The sequence below is a fragment of the Methanofollis fontis genome (assembly GCF_004297185.1).
Lineage (GTDB): Archaea > Halobacteriota > Methanomicrobia > Methanomicrobiales > Methanofollaceae > Methanofollis > Methanofollis fontis.
Window position 1 is genome coordinate 398,954 of record NZ_PGCL01000001.1, and the last position, 24,680, is coordinate 423,633.

At 64.1% G+C, this 24,680-nt stretch carries 26 protein-coding genes; 17 read left to right on the forward strand and 9 right to left on the reverse strand.

Annotated features, from left to right (window positions below):
- The first annotated feature begins 13 nt into the window (after positions 1 to 13).
- Both CUJ86_RS01910 and cgi121 read left to right on the forward strand, forming a co-directional pair.
- Positions 14 to 2,182, forward strand: coding sequence for an ATP-dependent DNA helicase (locus tag CUJ86_RS01910; protein WP_130645867.1), 2,169 nt, complete (start codon positions 14 to 16; stop codon positions 2,180 to 2,182).
- Positions 2,175 to 2,681: a KEOPS complex subunit Cgi121 gene (cgi121, locus tag CUJ86_RS01915; protein WP_130645868.1), complete on the forward strand. Its 507-nt coding sequence runs from the start codon at positions 2,175 to 2,177 to the stop codon at positions 2,679 to 2,681. The genes CUJ86_RS01910 and cgi121 overlap by 8 nt, the downstream gene beginning before the upstream one ends.
- 661 nt (positions 2,682 to 3,342) lie before the next feature.
- On the opposite strand, the gene CUJ86_RS01920 is transcribed toward cgi121, so the two are convergent.
- Positions 3,343 to 3,831: a MogA/MoaB family molybdenum cofactor biosynthesis protein gene (locus tag CUJ86_RS01920; protein ID WP_130645869.1), complete on the reverse strand. Its 489-nt coding sequence runs from the start codon at positions 3,829 to 3,831 to the stop codon at positions 3,343 to 3,345.
- 33 nt (positions 3,832 to 3,864) lie between these two features.
- Here CUJ86_RS01920 and CUJ86_RS01925 point away from each other — a divergent pair, with 33 nt between their 5' ends.
- The 12 genes from CUJ86_RS01925 (at position 3,865) to CUJ86_RS01980 (ending at position 12,953) form a co-directional block, all read left to right on the forward strand.
- On the forward strand, positions 3,865 to 4,125 hold the full coding sequence (locus tag CUJ86_RS01925; protein ID WP_130645870.1) for a hypothetical protein: 261 nt from the start codon (positions 3,865 to 3,867) through the stop codon (positions 4,123 to 4,125).
- A gap of 635 nt (positions 4,126 to 4,760) precedes the next feature.
- Positions 4,761 to 6,044, forward strand: a complete 1,284-nt coding sequence (locus tag CUJ86_RS01930) for an ORC1-type DNA replication protein (protein ID WP_130645871.1) — start codon at positions 4,761 to 4,763, stop codon at positions 6,042 to 6,044.
- A gap of 5 nt (positions 6,045 to 6,049) precedes the next feature.
- Positions 6,050 to 6,541, forward strand: a complete 492-nt coding sequence (locus tag CUJ86_RS01935) for an Lrp/AsnC family transcriptional regulator (protein WP_130645872.1) — start codon at positions 6,050 to 6,052, stop codon at positions 6,539 to 6,541.
- Between the two features lie 8 nt (positions 6,542 to 6,549).
- Entirely contained in the window at positions 6,550 to 7,716 is a 1,167-nt protein-coding gene (locus tag CUJ86_RS01940; protein WP_130645873.1) for an aminotransferase class I/II-fold pyridoxal phosphate-dependent enzyme, read from the forward strand.
- 279 nt (positions 7,717 to 7,995) lie between these two features.
- Positions 7,996 to 8,313: a DUF4405 domain-containing protein gene (locus tag CUJ86_RS11740; protein WP_165394733.1), complete on the forward strand. Its 318-nt coding sequence runs from the start codon at positions 7,996 to 7,998 to the stop codon at positions 8,311 to 8,313.
- A gap of 62 nt (positions 8,314 to 8,375) precedes the next feature.
- Complete coding sequence (locus CUJ86_RS01950) at positions 8,376 to 9,386, forward strand: adenylosuccinate synthetase (protein ID WP_130645875.1); 1,011 nt, start codon at positions 8,376 to 8,378, stop codon at positions 9,384 to 9,386.
- Positions 9,383 to 9,565: a methytransferase partner Trm112 gene (locus CUJ86_RS01955; RefSeq protein WP_130645876.1), complete on the forward strand. Its 183-nt coding sequence runs from the start codon at positions 9,383 to 9,385 to the stop codon at positions 9,563 to 9,565. Before CUJ86_RS01950 ends, CUJ86_RS01955 begins: the two co-directional genes overlap by 4 nt.
- A gap of 3 nt (positions 9,566 to 9,568) precedes the next feature.
- The gene (locus CUJ86_RS01960; RefSeq protein WP_130645877.1) at positions 9,569 to 10,084 is read left to right on the forward strand and encodes a DUF7524 family protein; all 516 of its coding nucleotides are present in this window, start codon (positions 9,569 to 9,571) and stop codon (positions 10,082 to 10,084) included.
- Positions 10,066 to 10,986 (forward strand): adenosylcobinamide-phosphate synthase CbiB, encoded by a 921-nt coding sequence (cbiB, locus tag CUJ86_RS01965; protein ID WP_130645878.1) that lies wholly within the window; start codon positions 10,066 to 10,068, stop codon positions 10,984 to 10,986. Before CUJ86_RS01960 ends, cbiB begins: the two co-directional genes overlap by 19 nt.
- Positions 10,987 to 11,006: 20 nt before the next feature.
- The gene (gene pdxS, locus CUJ86_RS01970) at positions 11,007 to 11,903 is read left to right on the forward strand and encodes a pyridoxal 5'-phosphate synthase lyase subunit PdxS (protein WP_130645879.1); all 897 of its coding nucleotides are present in this window, start codon (positions 11,007 to 11,009) and stop codon (positions 11,901 to 11,903) included.
- Positions 11,893 to 12,465 (forward strand): pyridoxal 5'-phosphate synthase glutaminase subunit PdxT, encoded by a 573-nt coding sequence (gene pdxT, locus CUJ86_RS01975; RefSeq protein ID WP_130645880.1) that lies wholly within the window; start codon positions 11,893 to 11,895, stop codon positions 12,463 to 12,465. The genes pdxS and pdxT overlap by 11 nt, the downstream gene beginning before the upstream one ends.
- A gap of 68 nt (positions 12,466 to 12,533) precedes the next feature.
- Positions 12,534 to 12,953 (forward strand): response regulator, encoded by a 420-nt coding sequence (locus tag CUJ86_RS01980; RefSeq protein ID WP_165394734.1) that lies wholly within the window; start codon positions 12,534 to 12,536, stop codon positions 12,951 to 12,953.
- Here CUJ86_RS01980 and CUJ86_RS01985 read toward each other — a convergent pair.
- The 4 genes from CUJ86_RS01985 to CUJ86_RS02000 form a co-directional block, all read right to left on the reverse strand.
- Positions 12,931 to 13,875, reverse strand: coding sequence for a magnesium transporter CorA family protein (locus CUJ86_RS01985; RefSeq protein WP_130645882.1), 945 nt, complete (start codon positions 13,873 to 13,875; stop codon positions 12,931 to 12,933). The two genes, CUJ86_RS01980 and CUJ86_RS01985, sit on opposite strands and share 23 nt — an antisense overlap.
- Positions 13,876 to 14,245: 370 nt before the next feature.
- Positions 14,246 to 15,337, reverse strand: coding sequence for a 5-amino-6-(D-ribitylamino)uracil--L-tyrosine 4-hydroxyphenyl transferase CofH (gene cofH, locus CUJ86_RS01990; RefSeq protein ID WP_130645883.1), 1,092 nt, complete (start codon positions 15,335 to 15,337; stop codon positions 14,246 to 14,248).
- Complete coding sequence (locus CUJ86_RS01995) at positions 15,338 to 16,045, reverse strand: S24/S26 family peptidase (RefSeq protein ID WP_130645884.1); 708 nt, start codon at positions 16,043 to 16,045, stop codon at positions 15,338 to 15,340.
- A gap of 137 nt (positions 16,046 to 16,182) precedes the next feature.
- Positions 16,183 to 16,887, reverse strand: a complete 705-nt coding sequence (locus tag CUJ86_RS02000) for a S24/S26 family peptidase (protein ID WP_130645885.1) — start codon at positions 16,885 to 16,887, stop codon at positions 16,183 to 16,185.
- Between the two features lie 92 nt (positions 16,888 to 16,979).
- Between CUJ86_RS02000 and CUJ86_RS02005 the strand changes: the two genes are divergently transcribed.
- Positions 16,980 to 17,552, forward strand: coding sequence for a DUF3267 domain-containing protein (locus CUJ86_RS02005; protein WP_130645886.1), 573 nt, complete (start codon positions 16,980 to 16,982; stop codon positions 17,550 to 17,552).
- Positions 17,553 to 17,564: 12 nt separating this feature from the next.
- On the opposite strand, the gene CUJ86_RS02010 is transcribed toward CUJ86_RS02005, so the two are convergent.
- The 4 genes from CUJ86_RS02010 to CUJ86_RS02025 all read right to left on the reverse strand — a co-directional run bounded on the left by CUJ86_RS02010 (position 17,565) and on the right by CUJ86_RS02025 (position 20,497).
- On the reverse strand, positions 17,565 to 18,374 hold the full coding sequence (locus CUJ86_RS02010; RefSeq protein WP_130645887.1) for a metal ABC transporter permease: 810 nt from the start codon (positions 18,372 to 18,374) through the stop codon (positions 17,565 to 17,567).
- Positions 18,371 to 19,144, reverse strand: a complete 774-nt coding sequence (locus CUJ86_RS02015; protein WP_130645888.1) for a metal ABC transporter ATP-binding protein — start codon at positions 19,142 to 19,144, stop codon at positions 18,371 to 18,373. Before CUJ86_RS02015 ends, CUJ86_RS02010 begins: the two co-directional genes overlap by 4 nt.
- The gene (locus CUJ86_RS02020; RefSeq protein WP_235855544.1) at positions 19,141 to 20,004 is read right to left on the reverse strand and encodes a metal ABC transporter solute-binding protein, Zn/Mn family; all 864 of its coding nucleotides are present in this window, start codon (positions 20,002 to 20,004) and stop codon (positions 19,141 to 19,143) included. The genes CUJ86_RS02015 and CUJ86_RS02020 overlap by 4 nt, the downstream gene beginning before the upstream one ends.
- Positions 20,005 to 20,065: 61 nt before the next feature.
- Positions 20,066 to 20,497 carry a metal-dependent transcriptional regulator gene (locus tag CUJ86_RS02025; protein WP_130645889.1) on the reverse strand — a complete coding sequence of 144 codons (432 nt, stop codon included), beginning with the start codon at positions 20,495 to 20,497 and terminating at the stop codon, positions 20,066 to 20,068.
- A gap of 104 nt (positions 20,498 to 20,601) precedes the next feature.
- Between CUJ86_RS02025 and CUJ86_RS02030 the strand changes: the two genes are divergently transcribed.
- Complete coding sequence (locus CUJ86_RS02030) at positions 20,602 to 22,014, forward strand: DNA-directed DNA polymerase II small subunit (RefSeq protein ID WP_130645890.1); 1,413 nt, start codon at positions 20,602 to 20,604, stop codon at positions 22,012 to 22,014.
- A 129-nt stretch (positions 22,015 to 22,143) separates the two neighbouring features.
- A complete protein-coding gene (locus CUJ86_RS02035) occupies positions 22,144 to 24,186 on the forward strand; it encodes a sodium-translocating pyrophosphatase (protein WP_130645891.1) in 2,043 nt (680 codons plus the stop codon).
- Positions 24,187 to 24,680 lie beyond the last annotated feature (494 nt).

Genomic DNA, 24,680 nt, shown 5'->3' on the forward strand with positions numbered 1-24,680 from the left:
CAAAGGGGTCCATATGAAGGTAGCTGACCTCCCCATCCCCGAATCCCTCAAATCCGCATATGCCGACCGCGGGATCGCAGAACTCTACCCCCCCCAGGCGGCGTGTGTGGAGAGCGGGATCTTCGAGGGGAAGAACCTGCTCTGCGCCATCCCCACGGCGAGCGGCAAGACGATCATCGCCGAGATGGTGATGCACCGCCATGTGGCCGACGGCGGGAAGTGCCTGTATATTGTCCCCCTCAAGGCCCTCGCCACCGAGAAGTACGACGATTTTTCCGGGCGGGGGGTGCGCGTCGGGGTGGCGACCGGCGACCTCGACCGCCGGGATGCCTACCTGGGGCGAAACGACATTATCGTCGCCACCTCGGAGAAGGTGGACTCCCTCCTGCGGAATGCCGCCCCCTGGCTCGGCGAGGTCAGCCTGCTCGTGGTGGACGAGTGCCACCTCATCGGTTCGCCGGACCGGGGTGCGACCCTGGAGATGGTGATCGCCAAACTCCTCTCAAAGAACCCGGGGATGCAGGTGATCGCCCTCTCGGCCACGGTCGGCAACCCCGGCGCCCTTGCCGGATGGCTGGACGCCGAACTGGTCACGAGCGAGTGGCGCCCGGTGGACCTCAGGGAGGGCGTCTTCTTCGACGGCACGATCCATTTCACGGACAGCGAACGCGAGGTGCGCCGCTCCTCCCGCTACGACGACCTGAACCTGGTGCTCGACACCGTGGGGGAGGGGGGGCAGTGCCTGGTCTTCGTGAATTCCCGGCGCAACGCCGAGGCGTTTGCAAAGCGGGCGGCTGGAGGGCTGAAACTCTCCGAAGAGGCCCTTGACACCGCCGCCGACGCCATAGAGCGGGCGGCCACCACCGACCTCGGGCGCACCCTGGCCCTCTGCGTGCGAAAAGGGGCGGCCTTCCACCATGCGGGGCTCTCGGCCGCCGAACGCCGTATCGTCGAGGACGGGTTCAGGAAGGGCTCGATCCGGGTGATCTCCTCCACCCCGACGCTTGCCGCCGGCCTGAACCTCCCGGCCCGCCGGGTGGTGATCCGCGACTATCTCCGTTTCGGGAACGGCGGCATGGCGCCGATACCGGTGGGGGAGTACAAGCAGATGGCCGGTCGGGCGGGCCGCCCCCACCTCGACCCCTACGGCGAGGCGGTGCTCATCGCCAAGGGGGCGACCGCCTGCCAGGACCTCTACGAGAACTATATCGATGCACCGCCCGAGGAGATCACCTCGCAGTGCAACTCCGAGAACGCCCTGCGCTCACATGTGCTCTCCCTGGTCGCCACCGGTTTTGCCCGCACCCCCGCCGGAGTGATCGAGTTCATGGAGCGGACCTTCTATGCCTGGGAGCACCGCGGCCGCCGCTCCACGATCCACGAGACGATCGGGCGGGTGATCGACTGGCTCGCCGAGCGCGAGATGATCACCGCCCTCGGCGATCGGCTTGAGGCGACCGAGTACGGCGACCTGGTCTCCAGGCTCTATATCGACCCCAGGAGTGCGGAGGGGATCGTCGACGCCCTCGAGCGGGCCCCCGAGTTCTCGGGGTTCGGACTCCTGCAGGCGATCTGCGAGACCCCGGACATGCTCACCCTCTACCTGCGCAAAGGGGACGAGGAGATGATCTACCGCTTCCTCTCGGAGCATGAGGACGAACTCTGGACCGGCGCGCCCTACGGCACCGACGAACTCGAGCGCTTCTACTCAAGCGTGAAGACGGCGATGCTCCTCCAGAACTGGTCGGAGGAGGTGACCGAGGAGATGATCTGCGAGCGCTTCAATGTCGGGCCCGGCGACATCCATAACAAGGTCGAGACGGCGGTCTGGCTGGTCCACGCCGCCTCGCGTCTGGCCTCCCTGTTCAAGGGGGAGTTCAAACGCCCGATCGAGGAGGACGGGATCCGGATCCGCCACGGCATCAAGAAGGAGCTCCTCCCCCTCATCAGGCTGAAGGGGATCGGACGGGTGCGGGCCCGCCGCCTCTTCAACGCCGGGATCGCCACCCCGGCGGCGATCCGGGAGGCGGGAACCGCCCGCCTCGCCCCGATCCTGGGCGAAAAAACGGCGGCATCGGTGCTCGCCCAGATCGGGGAGGGTGCGGACGAACGCACCGTCGAAGAGGAGACATCCAGCCGTCAGTTCTCTCTTTCCGCCTTCGGGGGTGAGGGGGATGAGTGAGTGCCGGGTCCTCCAGGCGGTTATCGAGATCCCCTCCCTCCCCGCCTTCCTCTCCTATGTCCGGCGGATCGGGGAGCGAAACAGGACGCACATCATCTTCCTCGACGCAGGAGCGCTGGCAGGACGGCGCCATGCCGAAAAAGCCGTCCGCCAAGCCGTCCGCTCCTGGCAGGAGGGGCGGGCGATCGCCAACTCCCTCGAGATGGAGGCCCTCCTCTATGCCGCCGGCACCCGCCAGTGCCGGGTGGCCGCCGAAATCGGGCTCCACGAGGGCGAGAACCATTGTTATGTCTGCCTCCACCCCCCCTCTGAGGAGGCGGAAGAAGCGCTCGGTCCCCTCCTCCGCTGGAGCACCGGGGACTGGGAGGAGATTGACGACGCCCGACGGCAGCGCCTGATGGAGCGCTACGGCATCACCGCCGAAGAGCTGGACGCCGCAGGCGGGCGAATCCTCCCCCTGGTCCTCGAACGCGTGGCCATGCTCGACGTGAACCGTTAGAGGGGCAGTTCTTTTTTGCGACGGCACGGCGGGATGCCGGTCGATATGATTGGAGAGGGGGGGGAGGACCCCTCCCGGTCAGGGGCGGATCGCCTTTCAACGAACAGCACGGGACGGGGGGTTCCACCCCCCGATACCCCCCGGTCAATGCGATAGGGGTGGGGGCGGTTATTGAGGGCGTTCTGAGATGAGCGTCCCCCAACTAACTCCGCGGTGCATGAGACATTCGGGAATACATGCCAAAATCCCCATCTGCACGATTCCCTCCTTCCCCCCTATCCCATTGACGGGGGTGGGTCCGGGAGGGGTCTCCCCTCGCGGTCAGGAGCAGACAGCGGTGACGGGGTGTTTCACCCCATGAATCCTCCGCACAATAGGGGCGGGGGCGGTACAGGAGGAACACCGGAAGGGAAAAACCGCCCCGGACAAAACCCTCCACCTCCTTCCACTGACGTCCTCTATCCCGCCCCCGTCGCAGGAGGGGGTCAGGGGGGAAATCGTGAAATTCTGAGAGGTGAACCGCCCCTGCAACAATATCCGGAACAAAAAAATTCAGCACAATTCTGCCTGCACCCCCTTCTTCACGATACCCTCAATCCCCCCTATCCCATCGAAGGGGGAAAGACCGGGAAGGGGCCGCCCCTCCCGGATCAAAAAACGCTCACCCCCGGGCATGGGAGAGGATATGTCGGAGTTCGGGGATGATGATATCTGCCATGGCCAGGCGGACCGCTCCGGTCGAACCCGGTATGCAGAAGATCGCCCGTCCGCCCGCCACACCTGCCGAGGCGCGGGAGAGGAGGGCCGAGGTCCCGATCTCCTCGTACGAGAGTCTCCTGAAGATCTCCCCGAAGCCGTCGATCCTTTTTTCATAGAAGGGTTCCACCGCCTCGATGGTGCAGTCGTCGGAGGTGAGACCGGTGCCGCCGTTCAGGATCACCGCGTCCGCGTCGGAGAGGGAGCAGATCAGGGCAGCGCGGATCGCCACCTGATCATCCTTCACGATCCTGTAGAAACGCACCGGATATCCGGCACCCTCCAGGTGCTCCCGGATCGTTCGACCGCTCGTATCGGTCTCCTCGGTCCGCGTCGTGGAGACGGTGATCACCGCCACCCCGATGCTGATATCCCTGATGTGCTCTGTTTTCATGATTGCTTCACCCATTTTCGATGGTCATACTGGATGATACCTCTTGTGGAGGTCGATCCCCGGAGGGAAAGGGGGCGTACCGGGAAACTGAAGAGGGGGAGGAAAGAGGTTCCTGAGGGGATGAGTGAAAGGGAGGTGAAACGCGATCCCCTACCCCTTTGTTTCCACTGGAGCATATGGAGAAGGAGGGGTGGGGAGGAGGAGGGAGAAATGGCGGTGGATCAGGGAGGAAAAGATGGTGGTGGTTGGGAGGGTAGAAATCTGAATTTCTTTGTATTTGCTGTTTTTTTGTGATTGAGCCGTTTTTTGTCATGTTTCATGGATGGTGGGATCCCGGTGACGATCCCTGGATCTCCATACCCTGAGTGATCAGGACAGGGGTGGTGTTCCCTCTTATACCCTGATCATCCACCCCGACAGGTCTCGAGATCGGTCAGGATCGATCGCGATCGGTCGGGATCTCACCAATGTGATCCTGATCTCCCGTGACTGGACAGGATCTCCGGGGTTTCTCGCGATCCACTGATCCGGATCCTGCCTGATCCCCCTTCCTCCGCGCTCCTGATCGATCCCGTGATCTCGATCCCCTCCAGATCCCATCGATCTGTCCCGCGATCCGGATCGATCGGGATCACCTCCTCTCGCGATCTAGAAGATCTCTCTTTTGAGATCAGAGAAGATTTATAGTACAACAAGATAACCCTACAACAAGCTGTTTTACCAGTGTTATAGGAAAACAGGTCACCTGTTTTCCACAGGTTCCACTCGAAATAAGGGGGTCCGGGATCCGGTTCCAGATCTCGCCGTATCTGCCCTCTTTCCCACCCCTCATGATCACCTTTATAAGCAGTTTCCAATGGAAACAAAGGGGTTATATCTCCAGACCCCCCACAGTGCATATCTTTCCCCTCCCGCGCGCGGCTGATACCATGTCTGACAACGAAAATTCATCCCTCGGACTCTTCCAGAAGTACCTCTCGAACACCAGGATCTTCAAGAACCGGGAGGTCCTCCGTCACTCCTACCGTCCCCAGATCCTCCCCCATCGTCGTCCCCAGATTGACTCGATCGCATCGATCCTGGCACCGGCCCTCAAGAGCGAGACCCCGTCGAACATTCTCATCTACGGCAAGACCGGCACCGGCAAGACCGCATGTGTCCGCTATGTCGGATCAGAGCTCGAGAAGGTCGGTGCCGGGATGGGGACCGGGTGCCGGGTGGTCCACCTCAACTGTGAGGTGATCGACACCCAGTACCGGGTGCTCGCCCAGATCGCCAAGGGTCTCGAAGATCTCGATGCCACCCCCTCCGACAAGGCCCGCGCCCATATCCCGATGACCGGGTGGCCCACCGATCAGGTGTATACCGAACTCAAAAACCAGCTCGACGCCACCGGGGGAGTGCTTGTCATCGTGCTCGACGAGATCGACAAACTCGTCAAGAAGAGCGGGGACGAGACCCTCTACAACCTCACCAGGATCAACTCCGACCTCAAGGCCTCCAAGGTCTCGATGATCGGGATCTCAAACGACCTCCGGTTCACCGATTTTCTCGACCCCCGCGTGCTCTCCTCCCTCTCTGAAGAGGAGATCGTCTTCCCGCCCTACAACGCCCCGCAGCTCTGCGATATCCTGACCCAGCGCGCCCAGATGGCGTTCGTGGAGGGGAGTCTGGAGGAGGGGGTGATCCCGCTCTGCGCCGCCTTCGCCGCCCAGGAGCACGGCGACGCCCGCCGCGCCCTGGACCTGCTGCGGGTCTCCGGCGAACTCGCCGACCGCGAGAACGCCGAGCGCGTCGGGGAGAAGCACGTCAGGATGGCCCTCGACAAGATCGAGGCCGACTCGATGATCGAGTGCATCTCCACCCTGCCGACCCAGAGCAAGGTGGTGCTCTACTCGATGCTGCTCCTCGAGGAGATGGACAAGAAGATCTTCACCTCCGGTGAGGTGACCCGGGTCTACCGCGAAGTCTCCAAGATCGTGGACATCGACCCCCTCACGCACCGGCGGATCACCGACCTCATCTCCGAACTGAACATGCTCGGGGTGATCAACACCCGCGTCGTCTCCAAGGGGCGTTACGGAAGGACAAAAGAGATGTGGTTTGACACCAACACGAAGAAGATACAGGACGTACTCGCAAAGGACCCGCGGCTCTCCGAGGACCGGCTTGCCCATGTCGACCTCAACCGCCTGCGGGCCTCGTTCCGGTGATCAGCATGGATGAAAAGGACCACTTGATCCTCCACCTCCTGGAGGAAAACAGCCGCATACCCCTCGAAGACCTCGCCACGATGGTCGAGATCGACCTCGACGAGGCGAAGGCGCGGATCAAAACCCTGGAAGAATCGAAGATCATCAGAAAATACGGCGCCGTCGTCGACTGGGAGCGCGCCGGGGACGGCGACGTCACCTCGATCATCGCCCTGAAGGTTTCCCCCGAGCGTGACGCCGGCTACGACAAGATCGCCGAGAGGATCGCCCGCTTCGCCGAGGTGAAGACTCTCCGACTGGTCTCTGGCCGCTACGACTTCATCCTGCTGGTGAAGGGAAGGACGATGCAGGAGATCGCCCGCTTCGTCTCCGAGCACATCGCGCCGATGGACGGGATCCGGGAGACCACCACCCAGTTCGTGCTGAAGACCTACAAGGAGAACGGCACGCCCTACGACGAGCGCGAGGCCTCTGAACGTCTCCCCTACTCATTCTGAGGTGACCGATGAGGAATATTGTCTCAGAACGGGCGCGGCTGATCCCCCCCTCCGGGATCAGGAAATATTTCGACCTCTGCATCGGCATGCAGGACGTCATCTCCCTGGGCGTCGGCGAACCCGACTATGCCACCCCCTGGAAGATCTGCGAGGCCGGGATCTACTCGATCGAGCAGGGGATCACCTCCTATACCTCGAACCGGGGCTACGCCCCGCTCTGCGAGGCGCTCTCCGCCGATCTTGCACACCGCTATGGGCTGCGCTATTCCCCGGACGCCGAGATTATCATCACCTCCGGCGTCTCCGAGGCCGCAGACATCGCCATCCGGGCGGTCGTTGACCCCGGCGATGAGGTGCTGGTCATCGACCCCGGCTACGTGAGCTACGCCCCCTGTGTCACGCTTGCCGGCGGTGTGCCGGTCCCCCTCCCCTGCCGCGCCGACGATCGATTCAAGATCACCGCCGAGGGGCTTGCCGAACGGGTGACCGAACGGACAAAGGCGGTGATCCTGAACTTCCCCAACAACCCCACCGGCGGGGTGATGGGGCGGGACGACTACCGGGAGATCGCCGACATCATCGTGGACAACGACCTGGTGCTCATCTCCGACGAGGTGTATTCGGAGCTTACCTATGGGGGAACGCACTGCTCCCCCGGGACAATGGACGACCTGCGCGAACGCACGATCGTGCTGAACGGTTTTTCCAAGGCCTACGCGATGACCGGGTGGCGTATCGGCTATCTCTGCGCCCCGAAAGAGATCTGCGACGCCGCACTGAAGATCCACCAGTACGTGATGCTCTGCGCCCCGGTGATGGGGCAGCTTGCCGCTCTCGCCGCCCTGCGCGAGGGCGAAGAGGACAAGGACGCCATGGTGCGGGAGTACCGCCTCCGCCGCAACCTCTTCGTCGAGGGGCTCAACCGCATCGGGCTCACCTGCCACCTGCCCGAGGGGGCGTTCTACGCCTTCCCCTCAGTCGAGTCCACCGGGCTCTCTGACGGCGAGTTCGCCGAGCGCCTCCTGGTGGAGCAGAAGGTCGCCGTCGTGCCGGGCAGCGTCTTCGGCGAGGGCGGAACGGGCCACCTCCGCTGCGCATATGCAGTCGGACGGGAGGATCTCTCGGTTGCGATCGAGCGTATGGGCGCCTTCATCGAGGGCCTGGACCGCCGATAATTTTTTTGATCGTGTTCCATCAGGGTATGCCCCCTGTCTGACAAACGGCAGTGGAATAACCCCTTGATTTCCACTGGAGATCTGCATAAACATAATATTATGCAATTGGTCATATTGTTCTATTCTAACTCAGATTCCCCCTCCGATGCACCGGCACACCCCCGGAAAGGGCGTGGCTGGCCGCGGCAGATTTCTGCGGATCTGGATCTGCAGGCCCCCCCTCGCGGAGCGCCGGTCTCCTCCACGAACTATAAATTCCGGAGTCTCCTTTCACCACCCATGCAGAAACGGCAGATAAACGCCGTCGTCGACCTGGCGATGCTTGTCCTCTTCATTATCGCTGCCATCTCCTCGGCGGTCCTCCTCTGGCTCCTCCCCTCCGGTGGCGGATGGGGGGGCGGGCGAGCGGCAACGGCCCTCGTCGATCTCGACAGCGTGCTCGGCCTCACCCGGTCGGTCTGGGTAGACATCCACACCATCGCCGGCATCATCTTCATCGTGTTGATGCTCCTTCACATCCTGCTTCATATCCCCTATTTCCGGAGCATCAGGCGCTGTCTCTTCCCTGAGAGGAACGAACGGTGCGAGGTGAGGTGAGAGGGACAACCCGATGATAAACTTTTATCATCGAGTATCGCCCCAAATTACATGATATAGCAATGGCGTGTACGATAATAGTCGGCGGATTTTTTGGGGATGAAGGAAAGGGCAAGATTGTGGCGCATATCGCCCACCTGGACCACCCCTCGATCATCTCGCGTGGCGGCGTCGGCCCGAATGCCGGTCACACCGTCACGGTCGGGGATAAAAACTACGGCGTCCGGATGATCCCGTCCGGGTTTGTGTATCCTGATGCGAAACTCTGCATCGGCAGCGGGGTGCTCGTCGACCCGCGGGTGTTCCTCAGGGAAATCGAACTCCTGGACTGCGGTGACCGGACGTTTGTGGACGGGCGCTGCGGGATCATCGAGGAGGAGCACATCGCACGGGACCGGGGGAGCGACCACCTCGCCAAGAAGATCGGGTCCACCGGCACCGGGTGCGGTCCGGCGAACTCTGACCGCGTGCTGCGCACCTCACGCCAGGCACAGGACGTCCCGGAACTCGCCCCCTACATCATGGACGTCGCCCTGGAAGTGAACAACGCAATCGATGCGGGCGATAACGTGATCCTGGAAGGCACGCAGGGTTTCGGCATCTCCCTCTACTATGGCACCTACCCCTTCGTGACAAGCAAGGACACCTCGGCCTCGCAGATCGCCGCAGACAACGGCGTCGGTCCGACCCGCGTCGACGACGTGGTCGTGGTCTTCAAGGCCTATCCGACACGGGTCGGGGAGGGCCCCTTCCAGACCGAGATGAACGCCGAGGCCTCCGAGGCACTGGGCTTCAAGGAGTTCGGCACCGTCACCCACCGGGAGAGGCGGATCGGGGGCTGGGACGGAAAGATGGCGCGCTACTCTGCGATGATCAACGGCTGCACCATCGCGGCGATCACCGGCATCGACCATGTGGACCCCGCCTGCTATGGGGCGACCTCGTACGACGCCCTGAGCGAAAAGGCCATTGCCTTCCTCGAAACCGCAGAAAAGGACATCGGCGCTCCCATCGGGCTGATCTCCACCGGCCCGGACATCACCCATATCATCGACCTGAGGGACGACCTGTGAAGCGGAGCCTCCTCCCCATCCTCTGCTGTCCGGTCTGCAAGGGCGACCTCGAGCTGCGGGTCGATGCGGAGGATGGCGACGAGATCCTTGAGGGCACCCTCTGGTGCGGGGCCTGTGCGGTCGCCTATCCCATCCGGGACGGCATCCCTGATCTCCTTCCCCGTGACGAACAGGAATAAGATATGGACATCCCCTGCGAGATCCGGTTGAACGCACGCTCGATTCACTCGATCGACCTGCCCGGATCGATCGAGGCCGCCGCCGGGGACACCCTGCTCATCCGGCTGATCAATCAGGGCTCTCCCCTCCACCTCACCCTCACGACCAGCAATGCGGTGCGTTTCACCGACTTTTCTCACGAAAACCTCTTTCTGGACCGCTTCGACGAGATCCCGGTCCCCATAAAACCAGGTGTGTTCCCGGGCACCTTCGATATCACGGCGATCACCGGCTACGGGGCGAACCGCGCCACGGTGCAGGTGTTCGTCAGGGAGCCCCCGGCCGCGGAGACGCCCGAACCCGAGATGCCGGCGCCCCCAGAGCCGCGTCTCCCCGTCTCCGTCATCCCGTTTGCGGTCATCGCCGTTGCCGCCCTGCTCTTCATCATCTACGCGGCCACCGGCATCATCGCCTTTGAGGCAGCCGCCTTCGTCGTTCTCGTGGTCGGAGTGCTCAGCGCATGGTATTTCCGGCGCTGATCCTCCTCCTGGCGCTGGTGGTGGACCGTCTGCTCGGCGATCCGCATACTCCCCTCCACCCGGTCGCCCTCCTCGGGCGGTTCGTGGGCTGGTGGGGGCGCCCGGCCCGCTATCCGCCCCGCCTCCAGCGGGCCGCCGGGGTGGCGCTCTGGACGATCTCGGTCCTCCTCTTCGCCCTCCCCTTCGCCCTGGCCGAACGATTTCTGCCCCCCCTCCTGCTGCTGCTCGTCGCCCCCTTCCTGCTGAAGGCGACATTTGCCTGGCGCTCCCTGGAGGAGCATGCCACCGCCGTCGAGGAGGCGCTGGCTGCGGGGTCCCTGGGGAACGGACGCCGGGCGGCAGGCATGCTCGTCTCGCGGGACACCGCCCCCCTCTCCACCGAGGAGATCCGCTCGGCGGCATATGAATCGGTGGCCGAGAACCTCTCCGACTCGATCGTCGCCCCGCTCTTCTGGTACTGCGTCTTCGCCCCCCTGGGCCTCGGTCTGGCGGCGGCGGCGGTCTATCGTGCGATCAACTGCATGGACGCCATGCTCGGCTATCCCGACGACCGCCTCCGCCTGGGCTGGTGGTCTGCCCGGGCCGACGACGCCGCCAACCTGTTGCCGGCGCGGATATCCGCTCTCTTCGGCCTCCTCTGGTTTGCCCTCCACGGCCGGTTCGCCCCGGCCCGGCAGGCCCTCCGTGCCGACCGGAAAAAGCGGCCCGGCCTCAACGGGGGCTGGCCGATGAGTGTCATCGCCGGGGGTACCGGGGTCTGCTTCACCAAGCCCGGGGTGTATGCCATCGGTCCGGGGGAGCGGAGCCTGGCGGTCGGAGGGCCGGCGATAATCCGGGCGGTTCGGGGAATAACCCTGATATTTTCGATATTTGCCGTGCTCGCACTATTTTTATTGGCATGACCCCCCTATAGATAGGAGTAATGAAGTTAGAGGAACTGAGGTATGGCACCGAGCTCCTGAAGCGCGGCTTTGCCTCCATGCAGAAGGGCGGGGTGATCATGGACGTGGTCGATGCGGAGCAGGCCCGGATCGCCGAGGATGCGGGCGCCGTTGCGGTGATGGCCCTCGAACGCGTCCCGGCCGACATCAGGAAGGCGGGCGGCGTGGCCCGGATGGCCGACCCGGAGAAGATCGCCGAGATCATCGACGCCGTCTCCATCCCGGTGATGGGGAAGGTGCGGATCGGCCATTTCGTCGAGGCCCAGGTGCTTGAAGTGCTCGGCGTCGACATGATCGACGAGAGCGAGGTGCTCACGCCGGCCGATGAGGAGTACCACGTGGACAAGATGCAGTTCACCGTCCCGTTCGTCTGCGGCGCCCGCAACCTTGGGGAGGCGCTCCGCCGCATCAACGAGGGAGCGGCGATGATCCGCACCAAGGGCGAGGCCGGCACCGGCAACGTGGTCGAGGCCGTCCGGCACATGCGGGCGATCCAGGGCGAGATCCGGGAGATCCGCGGGATGGACGAGCAGGAGCTCCGCGCCCGCGCCCGCCAGATCGAGGCACCGTACGAGGTCCTGGCCGAGACGGCGCGGATGGGCCGCCTGCCGGTCGTGAACTTCTCTGCCGGCGGGATCGCCACCCCTGCCGACGCCGCCCTGATGATGCAGATGGGCGCCGACGGCGTCTTCGTGGGCTCCGGGATCTTCAAGTCGCAAAACCCGCAGAAGATGGCGAAGGCGGTCGTCGAGGCCGTCCACCACTATACCGACGCAAAGGTGATCGCCGGGGTAAGCCGCGGCATCGGCGATCCCATGAAGGGCCTGGACATCCACGAGCTCAAAGAGGAAGAGAGGCTCCAGGAACGTGGCTGGTAGGACCGTCGTCGGCGTTCTGGCCCTCCAGGGAGACGTCTCCGAGCATATGCGGGCGTTTGCCGACGCCCTCGGCGGGGAGGGTGAGGTGGTGGAGGTCCGCTCCCCCGCCGACCTGGAGCGCTGCGACGCCTGCGCCATACCCGGCGGCGAGTCGACGACTATCGCCCGCCTGATCGCAGAAAACGGCCTTGACGATGCCTTCAGGGTGTTCGAGGGCGGGATCTTCGCCACCTGCGCCGGCATGGTCATCGTCGCCGTCTCGATCAATGACACCCGTTTCAGACCCCTGGGGATCGTCGATATCGACGTGGAGAGAAACGCCTTCGGGAGGCAGCGGGACTCTTTCGAGGCCGATCTCGATGTGACGGGGCTGGACGAACCCTTCCACGCCGTGTTCATCCGGGCGCCCCTGGCCTCTGCCGCCGGTCCTGGCGTCGAGGTGCTCGCCTCCCTGCCGTCCGGGATCGTGGCGGTGCGGCAGGGGCGGCATATGGCCCTCTCTTTCCACCCCGAACTCTCCGGCGACCTGCGGCTGCACCGGATGTTCCTCGCTGGGCTGTAGGGGATCCTTTTTTTCAACGCTCCCCCGCCCGGATCTTTTTCCCCTCTCCCGCTCCATACTCCGGGTACGTGACCACAGAACTCCCTGACGACCTGCAGGTCCTCCTGGTCGATGACGACCCCCGCGTCCTCGAGACGGTCGCCGCCTATCTCGGGACCTGCCGGGGATGGTGCTGCACCACGGCAGCGAGAGCCGAGGCGGCGGCGCCCCTCCTCCCCGGCGATTTCGACGCTGTCGTCTCCGACTTCCAGATGCCGGGCATGGACGGGATCGCCTTTCTCCGCTGGATGCGCTCGAACGGCTACGACCATCCCTTCGTCCTCTACACCGGCATGAGCCGCGACTCGGTGCTGGAGGAGGCCCTTGCCGCCGGTGCATCGTTTTACGTCAGAAAAGGGGTCGGCACCCCGGCCGAACTCCTGGAGCTTGCCAATGCCGTCCGCTCGGCCGTCGCCCTGCGGGCGATCAGAGCATCCCCTTCTTCCTGAGCAGCAGGGCGATCCCGGTGGAGATGACGAATGAAATACCGACGATCATCACGAAAGCCAGCGGATCGCCCCCCATCGGGACGCTCACGTTCATGCCGTAGAAGCTCGCCACCATCGTCGGGATGGCGAGCACGATGGTGATCGAGGCCAGGAACTTCATCACCATATTCAGGTTGTTCGAGATGATCGAGGCGAAGGCGTCCATCATGCCGGTCAGGATGTTGGAGTAGATGTTTGCCATATCGATCGCCTGCCGGTTCTCGATGATGACGTCCTCGAGGAGGTCTTCGTCCTCAGGGAACATTCGGAGGGGCTTGAACCGCAGGATCTTCTCGAGCACCATCTCGTTGCTCTTCAGGGAGGTCGAGAAGAAGACCAGCGACTTCTCGAGCTGGAGGAGCTGGATCAGCTCCTCGTTTCTGGTGGACTTATGGAGGGCCCGCTCGATTTCGTCCGAACGCCTGTCGATCTGCCGCAGATAGGAGAGATAGAGCGAGGCGTTGCGGTAGAGGATCTGGAAGAGGAACCGCGTCTTTTTGAAGGTGAAAAAGGTCTTCACCCGACCGGCGACGAAGTCGCTGGTGAGGGTGAGGTCGCGCAGGCAGATGGTCAGGATATAGTCGTCGTTGATGGCGATGCCGAGCGGGACGGTGGTATAAGTGCCCGGCGGTTCGCCCTGGATCGGGATCGGGACGTCGATCAGGATCAGGGTCCGCCCCTCCTCGCTCTCCAGGCGCGGCCGCTCTTCCTCGTCCAGGGCCGCCCTGATATCCTCGGCCGGCATCTCCATGATCCCTGCCGCCCGGGCGATCTCGGCCTCGTCGGGTGCGGTGCAGATGATCCATGCCCCCGGTTCGACGGTGTCGAGTTCCTCGATGAACGCACCCCCGCCGTTCTGCCTGGTCTTGAATATCTGAAGCATGGTCCCATTCCTCCGCAGGTTTTTGTGCTGCCGGGGATAGATCGGCGCTGATCCCAGATGAACGTACTCCAGCGGAAAATATGGAGAATATAGAGTCTCAGGCCCCTGTAGATTCGCACAGGGGTCTCCCCTCCCGGTCAGAGGCGGATCGCCTTTCACCGAACAGCACCGGACGGGGGGTTTCACTCCCCGCTCCCCCCGCTCATTGCGATTGGGGGCGGGGCAAATCAGGGCGGATGTTCGAAGATGGAAAACCCGTCCCCGACAAACTCATCCGCCCCCTTCTGGACGGTTATTCCAATCCTGGTCCAATCGCATTGACGGGGGTGGGTCCGGGCGGGTTTCCTCCCCTCCCGGTCTCAGGGGTCCCTCAGGCCCGCCCGTAGGTCGTGGTCCGCTGGACCAGGGGGCGCCCGATGTCCTCGGCAATCCGGCGCATCTCGGCAGGGTCGCAGTAGTCCGCCTCGTCGGCGCCGGCGCAGACCGTGACGGCATCAGCAAACATCGTCCCGCCGAGGTCGTTCGCACCGGCCATCAGGCAGGCCTGCGCCATCTTCATGCCGACCTTGCCCCAGGAGACCTGGATGTTCGGAATATTGTCCAGGAAGAGGCGGGCGACGGCGATGAGCAGGATGTCCTCCCGCCCGGTCGGGCCCGGACGGGCGATCCCGGCCTGGTAGAGGGGGGTGCTCTGGTGGATGAAGGGGAGGGTGACCAGTTCGGTGAAGCCGCCGGTGTCCTCCTGGACCTCCCTGAGGACCGAGAGGTGGCGGGCGCGGTCGGCGTCGGTCTCATAGGAGCCGTACATGATCGTGGCCGAGGAGCGGATGCCCATGCGGTGGGCCTCGGTGATGATCCGCACCCAGTCGTCGGTGCTCACCTTCCGCGGGCAGATCACCTCACGCACCTCGTCCACCAGGATCTCGGCCGCCGTCCCCTGCATCGTGCCCATGCCCGCCGCCCGCAGGCGTTCCAGGGCCTCGACCGTCGAGACTCCACTCCGTTCGGCGGCGAAGAGCACCTCCTCCGGGCTGCATGTGTGGATGTCCACACGGGGGAGCTCCTGCCGCACCCAACCGATCATCTCCTCATAGGAGGAGAGGGTGAACGCCGGGTGCACCCCTGAGAGGAAACAGACCTCCGTGACCCCCCGCTCGCCGGCGTTGCGGGCCTGCCGGCGCACCTCCTCCTCGTTCAGGAGGTATGCGTCCGGGTCCGTCGCCTTCCGCCCGAAACCGCAGAAACCGCAGAGGTTCTTGCAGATATTGGTGACATGGAGGTTCTGGTTGAGCACATAGGTGACCGCCTCGCCCGCCCGTTCGGAACGCACCTCGTCGGCGGCGGCGGCAATCGCCCAGATCCGCCGGTCCCGCACCCCCAGGAGGGCGGCGGCCTCGTCGGTGTTCATGCGGTGCCCTCCCCGCAGATCGGAGAGGAGCGTTGAAATTTCGTCCTTTGCCATCTATTTCCTCTTTTTACCGGTTTTCTGATCGGATTTCCGGCGCTCGACCACGATGTCCCAGAGGATCATCAGCACCACGATCACCACCGCCACCTCGATCAGGTGGAGGGGCAGGTAACCAAGGAGGGGAACGGCGAAGAGCGCCTTGCCGACGACCCATTCCTCCCGTACCGGTTCGATCTGGCCGAGGCCCGGATACGAAACCACCTGGTCGGGGACCGGGTTGTTGTCGCCCTTTGTGATATACCCCTCATGCGGGGCGGTGTAGGTGGTGGAGAAACCGTTCTCGAAGGACATCGGGACGGTCTCGTTGGCTTCCACCCACATCAGGGCGCGGTGGATGATCGGGTGCACGGAATCGGCCCCATTCGGCCGGTAGATGACCACATCGCCGTAGTCGTTGTATTTCAGATACCCCGAGGCCTGCCCGTCCTCCCATGTCTGGAGGGGGCCGAATCGGTCCGGGGCCACCACGAAGACCAGGTCGCCGACGTTCATATTCGGGACCATGCTCTCCGACTCGATCGCCACCACCGCGGGCCATGTCCCTGAAACCAGAAAGAGCACCAGGGCGATGACCGCCACGACCGCCACCGCCCAGAGCACGTCGCGGGCGATGGAGACCATGGGATGATCGCTCTCCCTGAACGAATCGATCAGGCTGCGTCCGGCCTCCCCCCCGGAAGACCGGGTCTTTTTCTCCGACATCTATTACGTGATCATGGGCGGGATGAGATATAATGCATATCCATGGGGGCGAGGGGCGGCGAATCACGCCGACCCCCGGGAAGGCGGTGGCCGCCCCGCACGTCGGAGAGCAGTGTGGTTATCTCATCGTTTTCCATCTATTTGCTCTTTTTACCGGATTTCTGCCCGGACTTACGGCGCTCGACCACGATGTCCCAGAGGATCATCAGCACCACGATCACCACCGCCACCTCGATCAGGTGGAGGGGGAGGTAGCCGACGAGGGGGATCGCAAACAGGGCCTTGCCGACGACCCACTTCTCCCTGACCGGTTCGATCCGCCCGAGGCCCGGTATGCCCGCAATACTGAACTGGTCCGGATAGGGATTTGTGATCCTGTTGTCGCCCCAGGTGATATACCCCTCATGCGGGGCAGTATAGCCGGGCGTGAGGCCGTCTGGGTTCCGGACCGTTTCACCCTCCCAGACCCACATCATGGCGCGGTGGATGATCGGGTGCACGGCGTCGACACCGTTCGGGCGGTAGATGACCACGTCCCCGTAGTCGTTGTATTTCAGATACCCCGAGGCCTGCCCGTCCTCCCGGGTCTGGAGGGGGCCGAAGCGGTCCGGGGCCGCCACGAAGACCAGGTCGCCCACATTCATATTCGGGACCATGCTCTCCGACTCGATCGCCACCACCGCAGGCCATGTCCCGGAGACCAGGAAGAGCACCAGGGCGATCACCGCCACGACCGCCACCGCCCAGAGCACGTCGCGGGCGATGGAGACCAGGGGATGACCGCTCTCCCTGAACGAATCGATCAGGCCGGGTTCTGGTGGGGGGGACGGTTTATCCGACATCCGTATGGTGATGGTGGGAACCTGGATCTGATATAAATATAGGAACGACCCGACCGGCGCCATGATATGAAAACAAAGATTACAGAAGTAGTATGGATCTGCCGGACCGCCATATCATCCGGGTCGTCACGCTCTCAGGAGATCGTCCGCTGCTCCTCACGGTCTGGTCGTTCATCCTCTTCTTCGTCTTTCTCGCCATCGGCATCGTCGTCTATGCCTCTGCCACCGGCGACGCCTCGTTCACCTTCACGGTGAGAAGTCTTCCGGACCTCCTGCCCCTCTTCGCCCTGGTCATCCTGATCCTCCTGGTCGGCGCCATCCACGAAGGTCTCCACGCCCTCGCCTACCTTCTGCTGCACCGGCGTCCGCTCTTCGGGTGGGGGAGGACATCTCTGCTCTTCTACTGCTCCTGCTCGGCCGACGGGGAGTACACACGAAGCGAGAGCATATTCGTGCTCGTCGCGCCTTTCGTCCTGATCACGGCCCTCGGCATCGGGGCGATCGCCGTCGCTCCGGCCTGGGGGATCGCCGCCCTCATCGCCGTCCCCCTCAATGCCGCCGGATCGGCCGCCGACCTCAGGGCGGCAGGGCTGATCCTTCGCACCCCTCAAAAAAGCCTCGTCCTCGAGGAGGGAGGCACCCTCACGGTCTTTGTGCGTGAATGAGAAGAGCGGGTTTCACCGCCCGGGGAGGATGGTCCGCACCCCCATTACCGCCCCGTAGGCGGCGACGGCGATCAGGATGATCGTGGCGCCCGAAGGGACGTCCAGGAAATACGAGCAGAAAATGCCGCCGACCGTGAACACCGCCCCGAGTGCCACCGCCCGCACCATCATGCCGGCGAGGTCAGTTGCGTATTCCCGGGCGATCGCCGCCGGTATCGTCAGCAGGGCGATGACCAGGATGATCCCCACCACCTGGATCAGCATCACCACCGTCAGGGCGACGAGCACCAGCAGCAGCAGGAAGATCCCCTCCACGTGCAGGTTCATCACGCGGGCGTACTCCTCATCGAAGGTGACCGCCATCAGGTCGCGGGCGAACAGCGCCGTCACTGCCAGGATCACCCCGACCAGAACGGCCATCCAGAGGATCGCATCGGCCGGGACGAGCAGGATGTTCCCGAAGAGGTAGCCGAAGAGGTCGGGGGCGAAACCGGGCGAGAGATAGACAAAGAGGATGCCGAGCGCCATCCCCCCGGCCCAGACCGCCCCGACCAGGGTGTCCAGGTTCTGCCGCCGCCGCAGGGAGAGGTCTCCCATGCCCAGGGCCACGGCCACGGTGAAGGCGGTTGCCGAGAGGATCGGGTCCAGCCCGAGATAGTAGCCGAGCCCGATCCCGCCGAAGGCGGCATGCGAGATCCCGCCGGCCAGGGAGACCATCCGCTTCACCACCACATAGGTGCCGATGACGCCGCAGGCCACGCTCGCCAGCAGTCCGGCGAGGAGGGCGTTCCTGAAGAATTCAAAGGCGAGGACGCCGATCACGGCCCCTCCTCCCCGTGCTCGGCGAAGACGCGGTGCGGCAGCCCGTGGGCGATCAGGTCCACCGGGCAGCCGTAGGCGCCCTGGATCATGTCCCCGGTGATCTCGGGGGTGTCGTGGGTGTAGATCCGCCGGTTCAGGCATGCCACCTTCGTCACATGGCGGGAGAGCACCCCGATGTCGTGGGTGACGAAGACCACGGTCATCTGCCGGCGGAGGACGTCCAGGACGTCCATGAAGTGCTCGCCGGTCGGCGAGTCCACGTAGACGGTGGGTTCGTCCAGGATCAGCACCTCCGGGTTGCCGGCCAGGGCGCGGGCGATGATCGCCCGCTGCTGCTGCCCGCCGGAGAGGGCGCTGATCGGGCGGTCGGCCAGGTCGGCGATGCCCATCGTTTCCATCGCACCGTCCGCCGCCTCCCGGTCCTCCTCACCGTAGCGGCGCGGGAAACGGGCGATGTGCCCCAGGCGGCCGGAGAGCACCATCCCCCGGACCGTGAGGGGGTACGAGAAGTCGAAGGTGCGGTACTGCGGCACATACCCGAGGAGATGGCGCTGCTCATCAGGCGGACCGCCGAGCACCCGCACCTCGCCCGTATCCGGGTGGATCAGCCCCAGGATCACCCGCAGGAGGGTGCTCTTCCCCCCGCCGTTCGGGCCGATGATCGCATAAAAGTCGCCCCGGCAGATCCGCAGGCTCACGTCCTCGAGCACCGTCCGCCCGCCCAGGTCCACCCCGACGTGTTCGACCTCGATCACCGCACCGTCCGTCATCTGGCCGCCTCCGCAAACGCATCGGCCACCGTCTCCATATTCGCCGTATAGTCCCGGGCAAGCGGACTGACCGTCACCACCCGCCCCCCGATGGCGTCGGCGATCACCTCGGCGCTCCGGGTGGAGGACTCGGGGGAGGCGAAGACCACCGTGATCCCCTCCTCCTCGGCCTGCCGGATCAGGCGCTCGATCGCAGCCGGCGTCGGTTCCTTGCCGTCCGCCTCGATCGGCACCTGCGTAAGGCCGTAGTCCCGCATGAAATACCCCCAGGAGGGGTGATACACCATCACGGCCTCCCCCTCCCGTCCGGCGAGGTCGGCGGCGATCCGCCGGTCGAGGTCGTCCAGGTCGGTCAGGTAATCCTCCAGGTTGGCGCGGTAATAGGCCTCGCCGTCGGGATCGATGGCGATCAAACCGTCGCAGATGCGTTCGGCCATTTCCTGTGCGTTCCGCACCGAGAGCCAGACATGGGGGTCGCCGTCGATGAGGGCGATCCCCTCCGAGCAGTTGACCATGAGCATATCCGGGTTCACGCCGGAGATCCGGTCCAGCCAGGCCCTCTCCGCCTCGATCCCCGATCCGACGGCTGCATACATCCGCGCATCCGAGAGGGCGGTGATCTGGGCCGGCGTGGGCTCGTAGGTGTGTGGACTCGCCCCGGGCGGCACGAGCACCAGCACCGACACCCGCTCCCCGCCGACCCGCTCCACAAACTCGGCCTGCGGCGGGATGGTCACCGCCACCAGCATCCGCCCCTCCTCCCCCTGCCCGCCGGGGGAGGCGTCGCCGAGGCACCCGCTCCCCAGGGCGGCGGCCACCAGGCAGAAGACCATCACCACACCCCCATATGATCTCATCATGCACCCCCGGAGATTTTTGGTACGAATCAAATTTTTATCTGACGTGGTTCATCGCCTCGATTCAGGACCGCAGCGGACAGCATAAACAGTCGTGCTCTATCGGGCCGCATACGCTCTGCATCGGGTGCCCGAGCGATGCGCAGATGCGGTCGACGAGTTCCCGGGAGACGTGGGACTCCAGGTTTTTCGCCTCCCGGCACGCCTCCTCGGGAGAGAGACCGAAGCGGGAGAGGGCGAGCGAGAGCACCCGGTGACGCCGCACGAGAAAACGCGCGTAGCGCTCCCCCATCGGGGTGAGGCGGACGCCGCGGTAGGGGATCTGCTCGATATATCCTCCATCGGCCAGCACCGAGAGGGTCTTTGTGGCTGTCGAGGGCGTCACCCCCGCCTCCCGGGCGATGGCGCCCGTCGTCCCCTCTCCGCCCATGCCGGCGATGATGCCGAGAAATTCGGCCCGTCTCGCCGGCAGTTCGCTGCCGTCGAACTCCTCCATACGGGGATGTGTGGCGAGCGGACCGGAAAAAAGTTTTCACCCCGTCCAAAATCCGTCGGCCGACATCACAACACCCATGAGGACAGAGCGCCAACCCCTGATCCATGCTCTGCGAGGAGGAGATCGTCTCACGCTTTCTGGCCACCCGGCTCAACGTATCGCCCGAGGTGGTGGCCTATATCAGGGAGCAGGACGACCCCTCGCTGATCGATCGGATCATCGCCGCCGCTCCCGAAGGAACGGTCGTGGTCTCCGCAGACGCCATCCCGGCCGTCAAAAAGGTCAGGGACGGCACACGCTTTCTGCCCGACCCCGCCTACGAGGTGCTGAAGGGCAAGGAAAACTCGGCAGAGAGCATCCGGGACTTCGAGGAGTATGTCTCCTACTTCCGCCACCGCTACACAAAACTCTCCTCCTTCATGCGCGGGCGGGTGCAGCCGGTGCCGATCGAGGCGCTGGCGCGCACCGGGCGCTACCGGGAGGAGGAGGCGTCGTTCGTTGGCATGATCTCCGAGGTGCGCTCCACGGCCAAAGGGAACAAGATTGTGATGATGGAGGACACCACCGGCACCATCCGGGTGCTCTTCAACAAGTCCAGGGACGGCTTTGCTGAGGCCGAGAAGATCCTCCCGGACGAGGTGATCGGGGTGAAGGGCAAACTCTCCTCGGACGGCAACATCTTCTTTGCCGACACCCTGATCCGCCCGGACATCCCGCTCACGAACGCCCCCTTCATGTCGGAGAGCCCAGGCAAGGCGGTGCTGATCTCCGATGTGCACGTGGGCTCCGACACCTTCCTGGAGGAGGAATGGCATCGTTTCGCCGACTGGATCGCCGGCCGGGAGGACGTCTCCTACCTGCTCGTCGCCGGGGATCTCGTGGACGGCATCGGCATCTATCCGGGGCAGGACAAGGAACTGGTGATCAAGAACATCTACGGGCAGTACGCCCGTCTCGGCGAGATGCTCTCCGCCATTCCCTCCAGGATCCGGATCATCCTGGCGCCGGGCAACCACGACGTGGTGCGGGGCGCCGAACCGCAGCCCGCCATCCCCCCAAAGTTCAGGGAGGACTACCCGGAGAACTGCGAGTTCGTGGAGAACCCGGCCCTGGTCTCCCTGCAGGGCGTGCGCATCCTGATGTACCACGGGCGCTCCTTCGACGACATGATCGGGATGATCCCGGGCGCCTCCTACCGCCACCCCGAGGAGATCATGGAGGAGATGCTGAAGCGCCGCCACCTCGCCCCGACCTACGGGATGCGCACACCCATCGCCCCGGCGAAGGAGGATGTGCTCATCATCGACCCGGTCCCGGAGGTGCTCTTCACCGGGCACGTGCATATCTGCGGGATCAAGCGCTACCGCGGGGTGCTGATGATCAATGCCGGCACCTGGCAGTCCCAGACCGCCTTCCAGAAACAGATGAACGTGGAGCCCACGCCTGCCCGCGCGGTCGTGCTGGATCTGGCGACTCTTGAATACGAGATGGTCGATTTCCTGAAAAACCAGGCATGAGGCGGGAGGGGTCCGGCCGCACGCCTGAAAATATATCGCTCTCTTTTTATGATTGGAACGGCACATAGATAGAAGATTAGACAACCGAGTCCTGACGTTGTCAATCGGTTCTCGGAGGAAAGAACAAACATGGATCCAATCGTCTATCTGGCACCTCTGTGTGCTCTTCTGGCGCTTCTTTTTGCCGGATACTCCTTTATCCGGGTCAGAAAGGAGGGAGAGGGCACCGAGGTGATGAAAAAGATCACCGCGGCGATCCACCACGGCGCCATGGTCTACCTGAACAGGCAGTACCGTGCGATCGCCGTCTTCGTCGTCGTGCTGGCTATCGTTATCGCTGCGCTGCTGCCGAACGGCACTCTCACGGCGGGCTGTTTCGTGCTCGGTGCCGTGCTTTCGGCCACCGCGGGCTACATCGGTATGTTCACCGCCACCACCGCAAACGGGCGGACCACGAACGCCGCACGCCGCGGGATCGCTGAGGCCTTCAGGGTCTCGTTCGCAAGCGGTTCAGTCATGGGCATGTCGGTCGTCGGTCTCGGCCTCTTCGGGCTCTCGATCGGGTTTATCGGCCTCTCGACCATTCTGCCGGGTATGCCCCAGGGTGAACTGGTGAACATCCTCGCCGGCTTCTCGCTCGGCGCATCCTCGATCGCCCTCTTCGCCCGTGTGGGCGGCGGCATCTTCACCAAGGCCGCAGACGTGGGCGCCGACCTGGTCGGCAAGGTCGAGGCCGGCATCCCGGAGGACGACCCCCGGAACCCTGCCGTGATTGCGGACAACGTCGGTGACAACGTCGGCGACATCGCCGGCATGGGCGCCGACCTCTATGAGTCCTATGTGGGCTCGATCATCGCCACCATGCTCCTCGGCGCATCCACGGCCGCCATTCTCTTTCCGAACGCACCGCTGATCAACGTCATCCTGCTCCCGGTGATCATCGCCGCCATCGGCATCGTCTGCTCCATCATCGGTTCGTTCGTCGTCAGGACGAACAAGACGGAGTCGAGCGCCATCCATATGGCCTTCAACAAGGGTCTGCTGCTGGCTCTCGCCCTCGTGGTCATCGCCACCTACTTCATCACCGACATGCTCCTCGGGGAGTACGGCTTCGGGGTCTTCGTGGCCACCGTCGGCGGTCTTGTCGCCGGTTTCCTGATCGGCCAGATCACCGAGTACTACACCTCGTTCGAGCGCAGCCCGACCCTGGAGATCGCCAAGTCCTGCCAGACCGGGTCGGCGACGAACATCATCACCGGGTTTGCGAAGGGGATGGAATCCACCGTCTTCCCGGTGATCATCATCGGCGTCGCCATCTGGCTCGCATACACCTTCTCCGGCCTCTACGGCATCGCCATTGCGGCCGTCGGCATGCTCGCCACCCTGGGCATCTCCCTTGCGGTCGACGCATACGGTCCGGTGGCAGACAATGCCGGCGGTATCGCCGAGATGTCCCACCAGGACCCCCATGTGCGTGAGATCACCGACACCCTGGACGCCGTCGGCAACACCACCGCCGCCATCGGTAAGGGCTTCGCCATCGGGTCGGCGGCACTCACCGCACTCGCACTCTTCTCCTCCTATGCCTTCGCGGTCAGCGAGGGGACCGAGACCATTACCATCAACATTCTGGACACCCCGGTCTTTATCGGCGTGCTGATCGGCGCCATGCTCCCCTTCCTCTTCTCGTCGATGACGATGATGGCGGTCGGGCGGGCGGCATACCAGATCGTCGTCGAGGTCCGCCGCCAGTTCAAGGAGATCAAGGGCCTGATGGAGGGCAAGGCGGACCCGGACTATGAGTCCTGCATCGCCATTTCAACCAACTCCGCTCTCAAGGAAATGATCGCACCCGGTCTGCTGGCCATCGCCGCTCCCCTCGTGGTCGGGCTCGTGCTCGGCAAGGGTGCGCTCGGCGGTCTGCTCGCCGGTTCCCTGGTCTCCGGTTTCATGCTCGCCATCACGATGGCGAACGCCGGCGGCGCCTGGGACAACGCCAAGAAATACATCGAACAGGGCCACTTCGGCGGCAAGGGTTCGGATGCCCACAAGGCAGGCGTCACCGGCGACACCGTCGGCGACCCCTTCAAGGACACCTCCGGCCCCGCGATCAACATCCTGCTGAAGCTGATGTCCATCGTGGCCGTCGTCTTCGCCCCCCTGTTCCTCTAATTTTTTCTTTTTTTCGCCGACTCCGCCCTGGTGCATGGGAGGGTTCGGTTTTTAGGGGGCTCCTGTTTGCTCATGCTCATGGCCGCATGGTAGCGGCGCGGTCCGCTCCCGACCGGGAGGGGAGGACCCCTCCCTGACCCTCCCCCGTCAATGAGATAGGGGCGGGATTGAGGGTCTCGGCAGAAGAAGGCTGGGGGTGTCTGTCAGGGGCGATCCTTCCCCTACGTTGTTCACCCTGCACCGCCCCGGTCCCTATCGTATTGACCGGGGGGGTATCGGGGGTGGAACCCCCCGTCACCGCTGATCGCGATTGTGGTACCTCCCGTCCCATGTTTATCGAGAAGAGGGGATCCGCTCCTGACCGGGAGGGGTGGTCCCCTCCCGGACCCTCCCCCTCAATGAGATAGAGGCGGGATCGGGGGAGTCGTGCAGAAAGAGTGTGGGGTGTCTGTCGGGGGCAGTCCTTCCCCTCAGAACGTCCTCAATCTCCGTCC

Bases quoted from the DNA above. Each gene is read 5' to 3' on its own strand.
- CUJ86_RS01960 (WP_130645877.1), top strand. From the start codon at position 9,569: ATGGACATCCCCTGCGAGATCCGGTTGAACGCACGCTCGATTCACTCG.
- CUJ86_RS02020 (WP_235855544.1), bottom strand. From the start codon at position 20,004: ATGATGAGATCATATGGGGGTGTGGTGATGGTCTTCTGCCTGGTGGCC.
- pdxS (WP_130645879.1), top strand. From the start codon at position 11,007: ATGAAGTTAGAGGAACTGAGGTATGGCACCGAGCTCCTGAAGCGCGGC.
- CUJ86_RS02035 (WP_130645891.1), top strand. From the start codon at position 22,144: ATGGATCCAATCGTCTATCTGGCACCTCTGTGTGCTCTTCTGGCGCTT.
- CUJ86_RS01910 (WP_130645867.1), top strand. From the start codon at position 14: ATGAAGGTAGCTGACCTCCCCATCCCCGAATCCCTCAAATCCGCATAT.
- CUJ86_RS02030 (WP_130645890.1), top strand. From the start codon at position 20,602: ATGCTCTGCGAGGAGGAGATCGTCTCACGCTTTCTGGCCACCCGGCTC.
- CUJ86_RS01935 (WP_130645872.1), top strand. From the start codon at position 6,050: ATGGATGAAAAGGACCACTTGATCCTCCACCTCCTGGAGGAAAACAGC.
- CUJ86_RS02025 (WP_130645889.1), bottom strand. From the start codon at position 20,497: ATGGAGGAGTTCGACGGCAGCGAACTGCCGGCGAGACGGGCCGAATTT.
- cgi121 (WP_130645868.1), top strand. From the start codon at position 2,175: ATGAGTGAGTGCCGGGTCCTCCAGGCGGTTATCGAGATCCCCTCCCTC.
- cofH (WP_130645883.1), bottom strand. From the start codon at position 15,337: ATGGCAAAGGACGAAATTTCAACGCTCCTCTCCGATCTGCGGGGAGGG.
- CUJ86_RS01930 (WP_130645871.1), top strand. From the start codon at position 4,761: ATGTCTGACAACGAAAATTCATCCCTCGGACTCTTCCAGAAGTACCTC.
- cbiB (WP_130645878.1), top strand. From the start codon at position 10,066: ATGGTATTTCCGGCGCTGATCCTCCTCCTGGCGCTGGTGGTGGACCGT.
- CUJ86_RS01920 (WP_130645869.1), bottom strand. From the start codon at position 3,831: ATGAAAACAGAGCACATCAGGGATATCAGCATCGGGGTGGCGGTGATC.
- CUJ86_RS02015 (WP_130645888.1), bottom strand. From the start codon at position 19,144: ATGACGGACGGTGCGGTGATCGAGGTCGAACACGTCGGGGTGGACCTG.
- CUJ86_RS02000 (WP_130645885.1), bottom strand. From the start codon at position 16,887: ATGTCGGATAAACCGTCCCCCCCACCAGAACCCGGCCTGATCGATTCG.
- CUJ86_RS01925 (WP_130645870.1), top strand. From the start codon at position 3,865: ATGATACCTCTTGTGGAGGTCGATCCCCGGAGGGAAAGGGGGCGTACC.
- CUJ86_RS02005 (WP_130645886.1), top strand. From the start codon at position 16,980: ATGGATCTGCCGGACCGCCATATCATCCGGGTCGTCACGCTCTCAGGA.
- CUJ86_RS11740 (WP_165394733.1), top strand. From the start codon at position 7,996: ATGCAGAAACGGCAGATAAACGCCGTCGTCGACCTGGCGATGCTTGTC.
- CUJ86_RS01940 (WP_130645873.1), top strand. From the start codon at position 6,550: ATGAGGAATATTGTCTCAGAACGGGCGCGGCTGATCCCCCCCTCCGGG.
- CUJ86_RS01950 (WP_130645875.1), top strand. From the start codon at position 8,376: ATGGCGTGTACGATAATAGTCGGCGGATTTTTTGGGGATGAAGGAAAG.
- CUJ86_RS01995 (WP_130645884.1), bottom strand. From the start codon at position 16,045: ATGTCGGAGAAAAAGACCCGGTCTTCCGGGGGGGAGGCCGGACGCAGC.
- CUJ86_RS01985 (WP_130645882.1), bottom strand. From the start codon at position 13,875: ATGCTTCAGATATTCAAGACCAGGCAGAACGGCGGGGGTGCGTTCATC.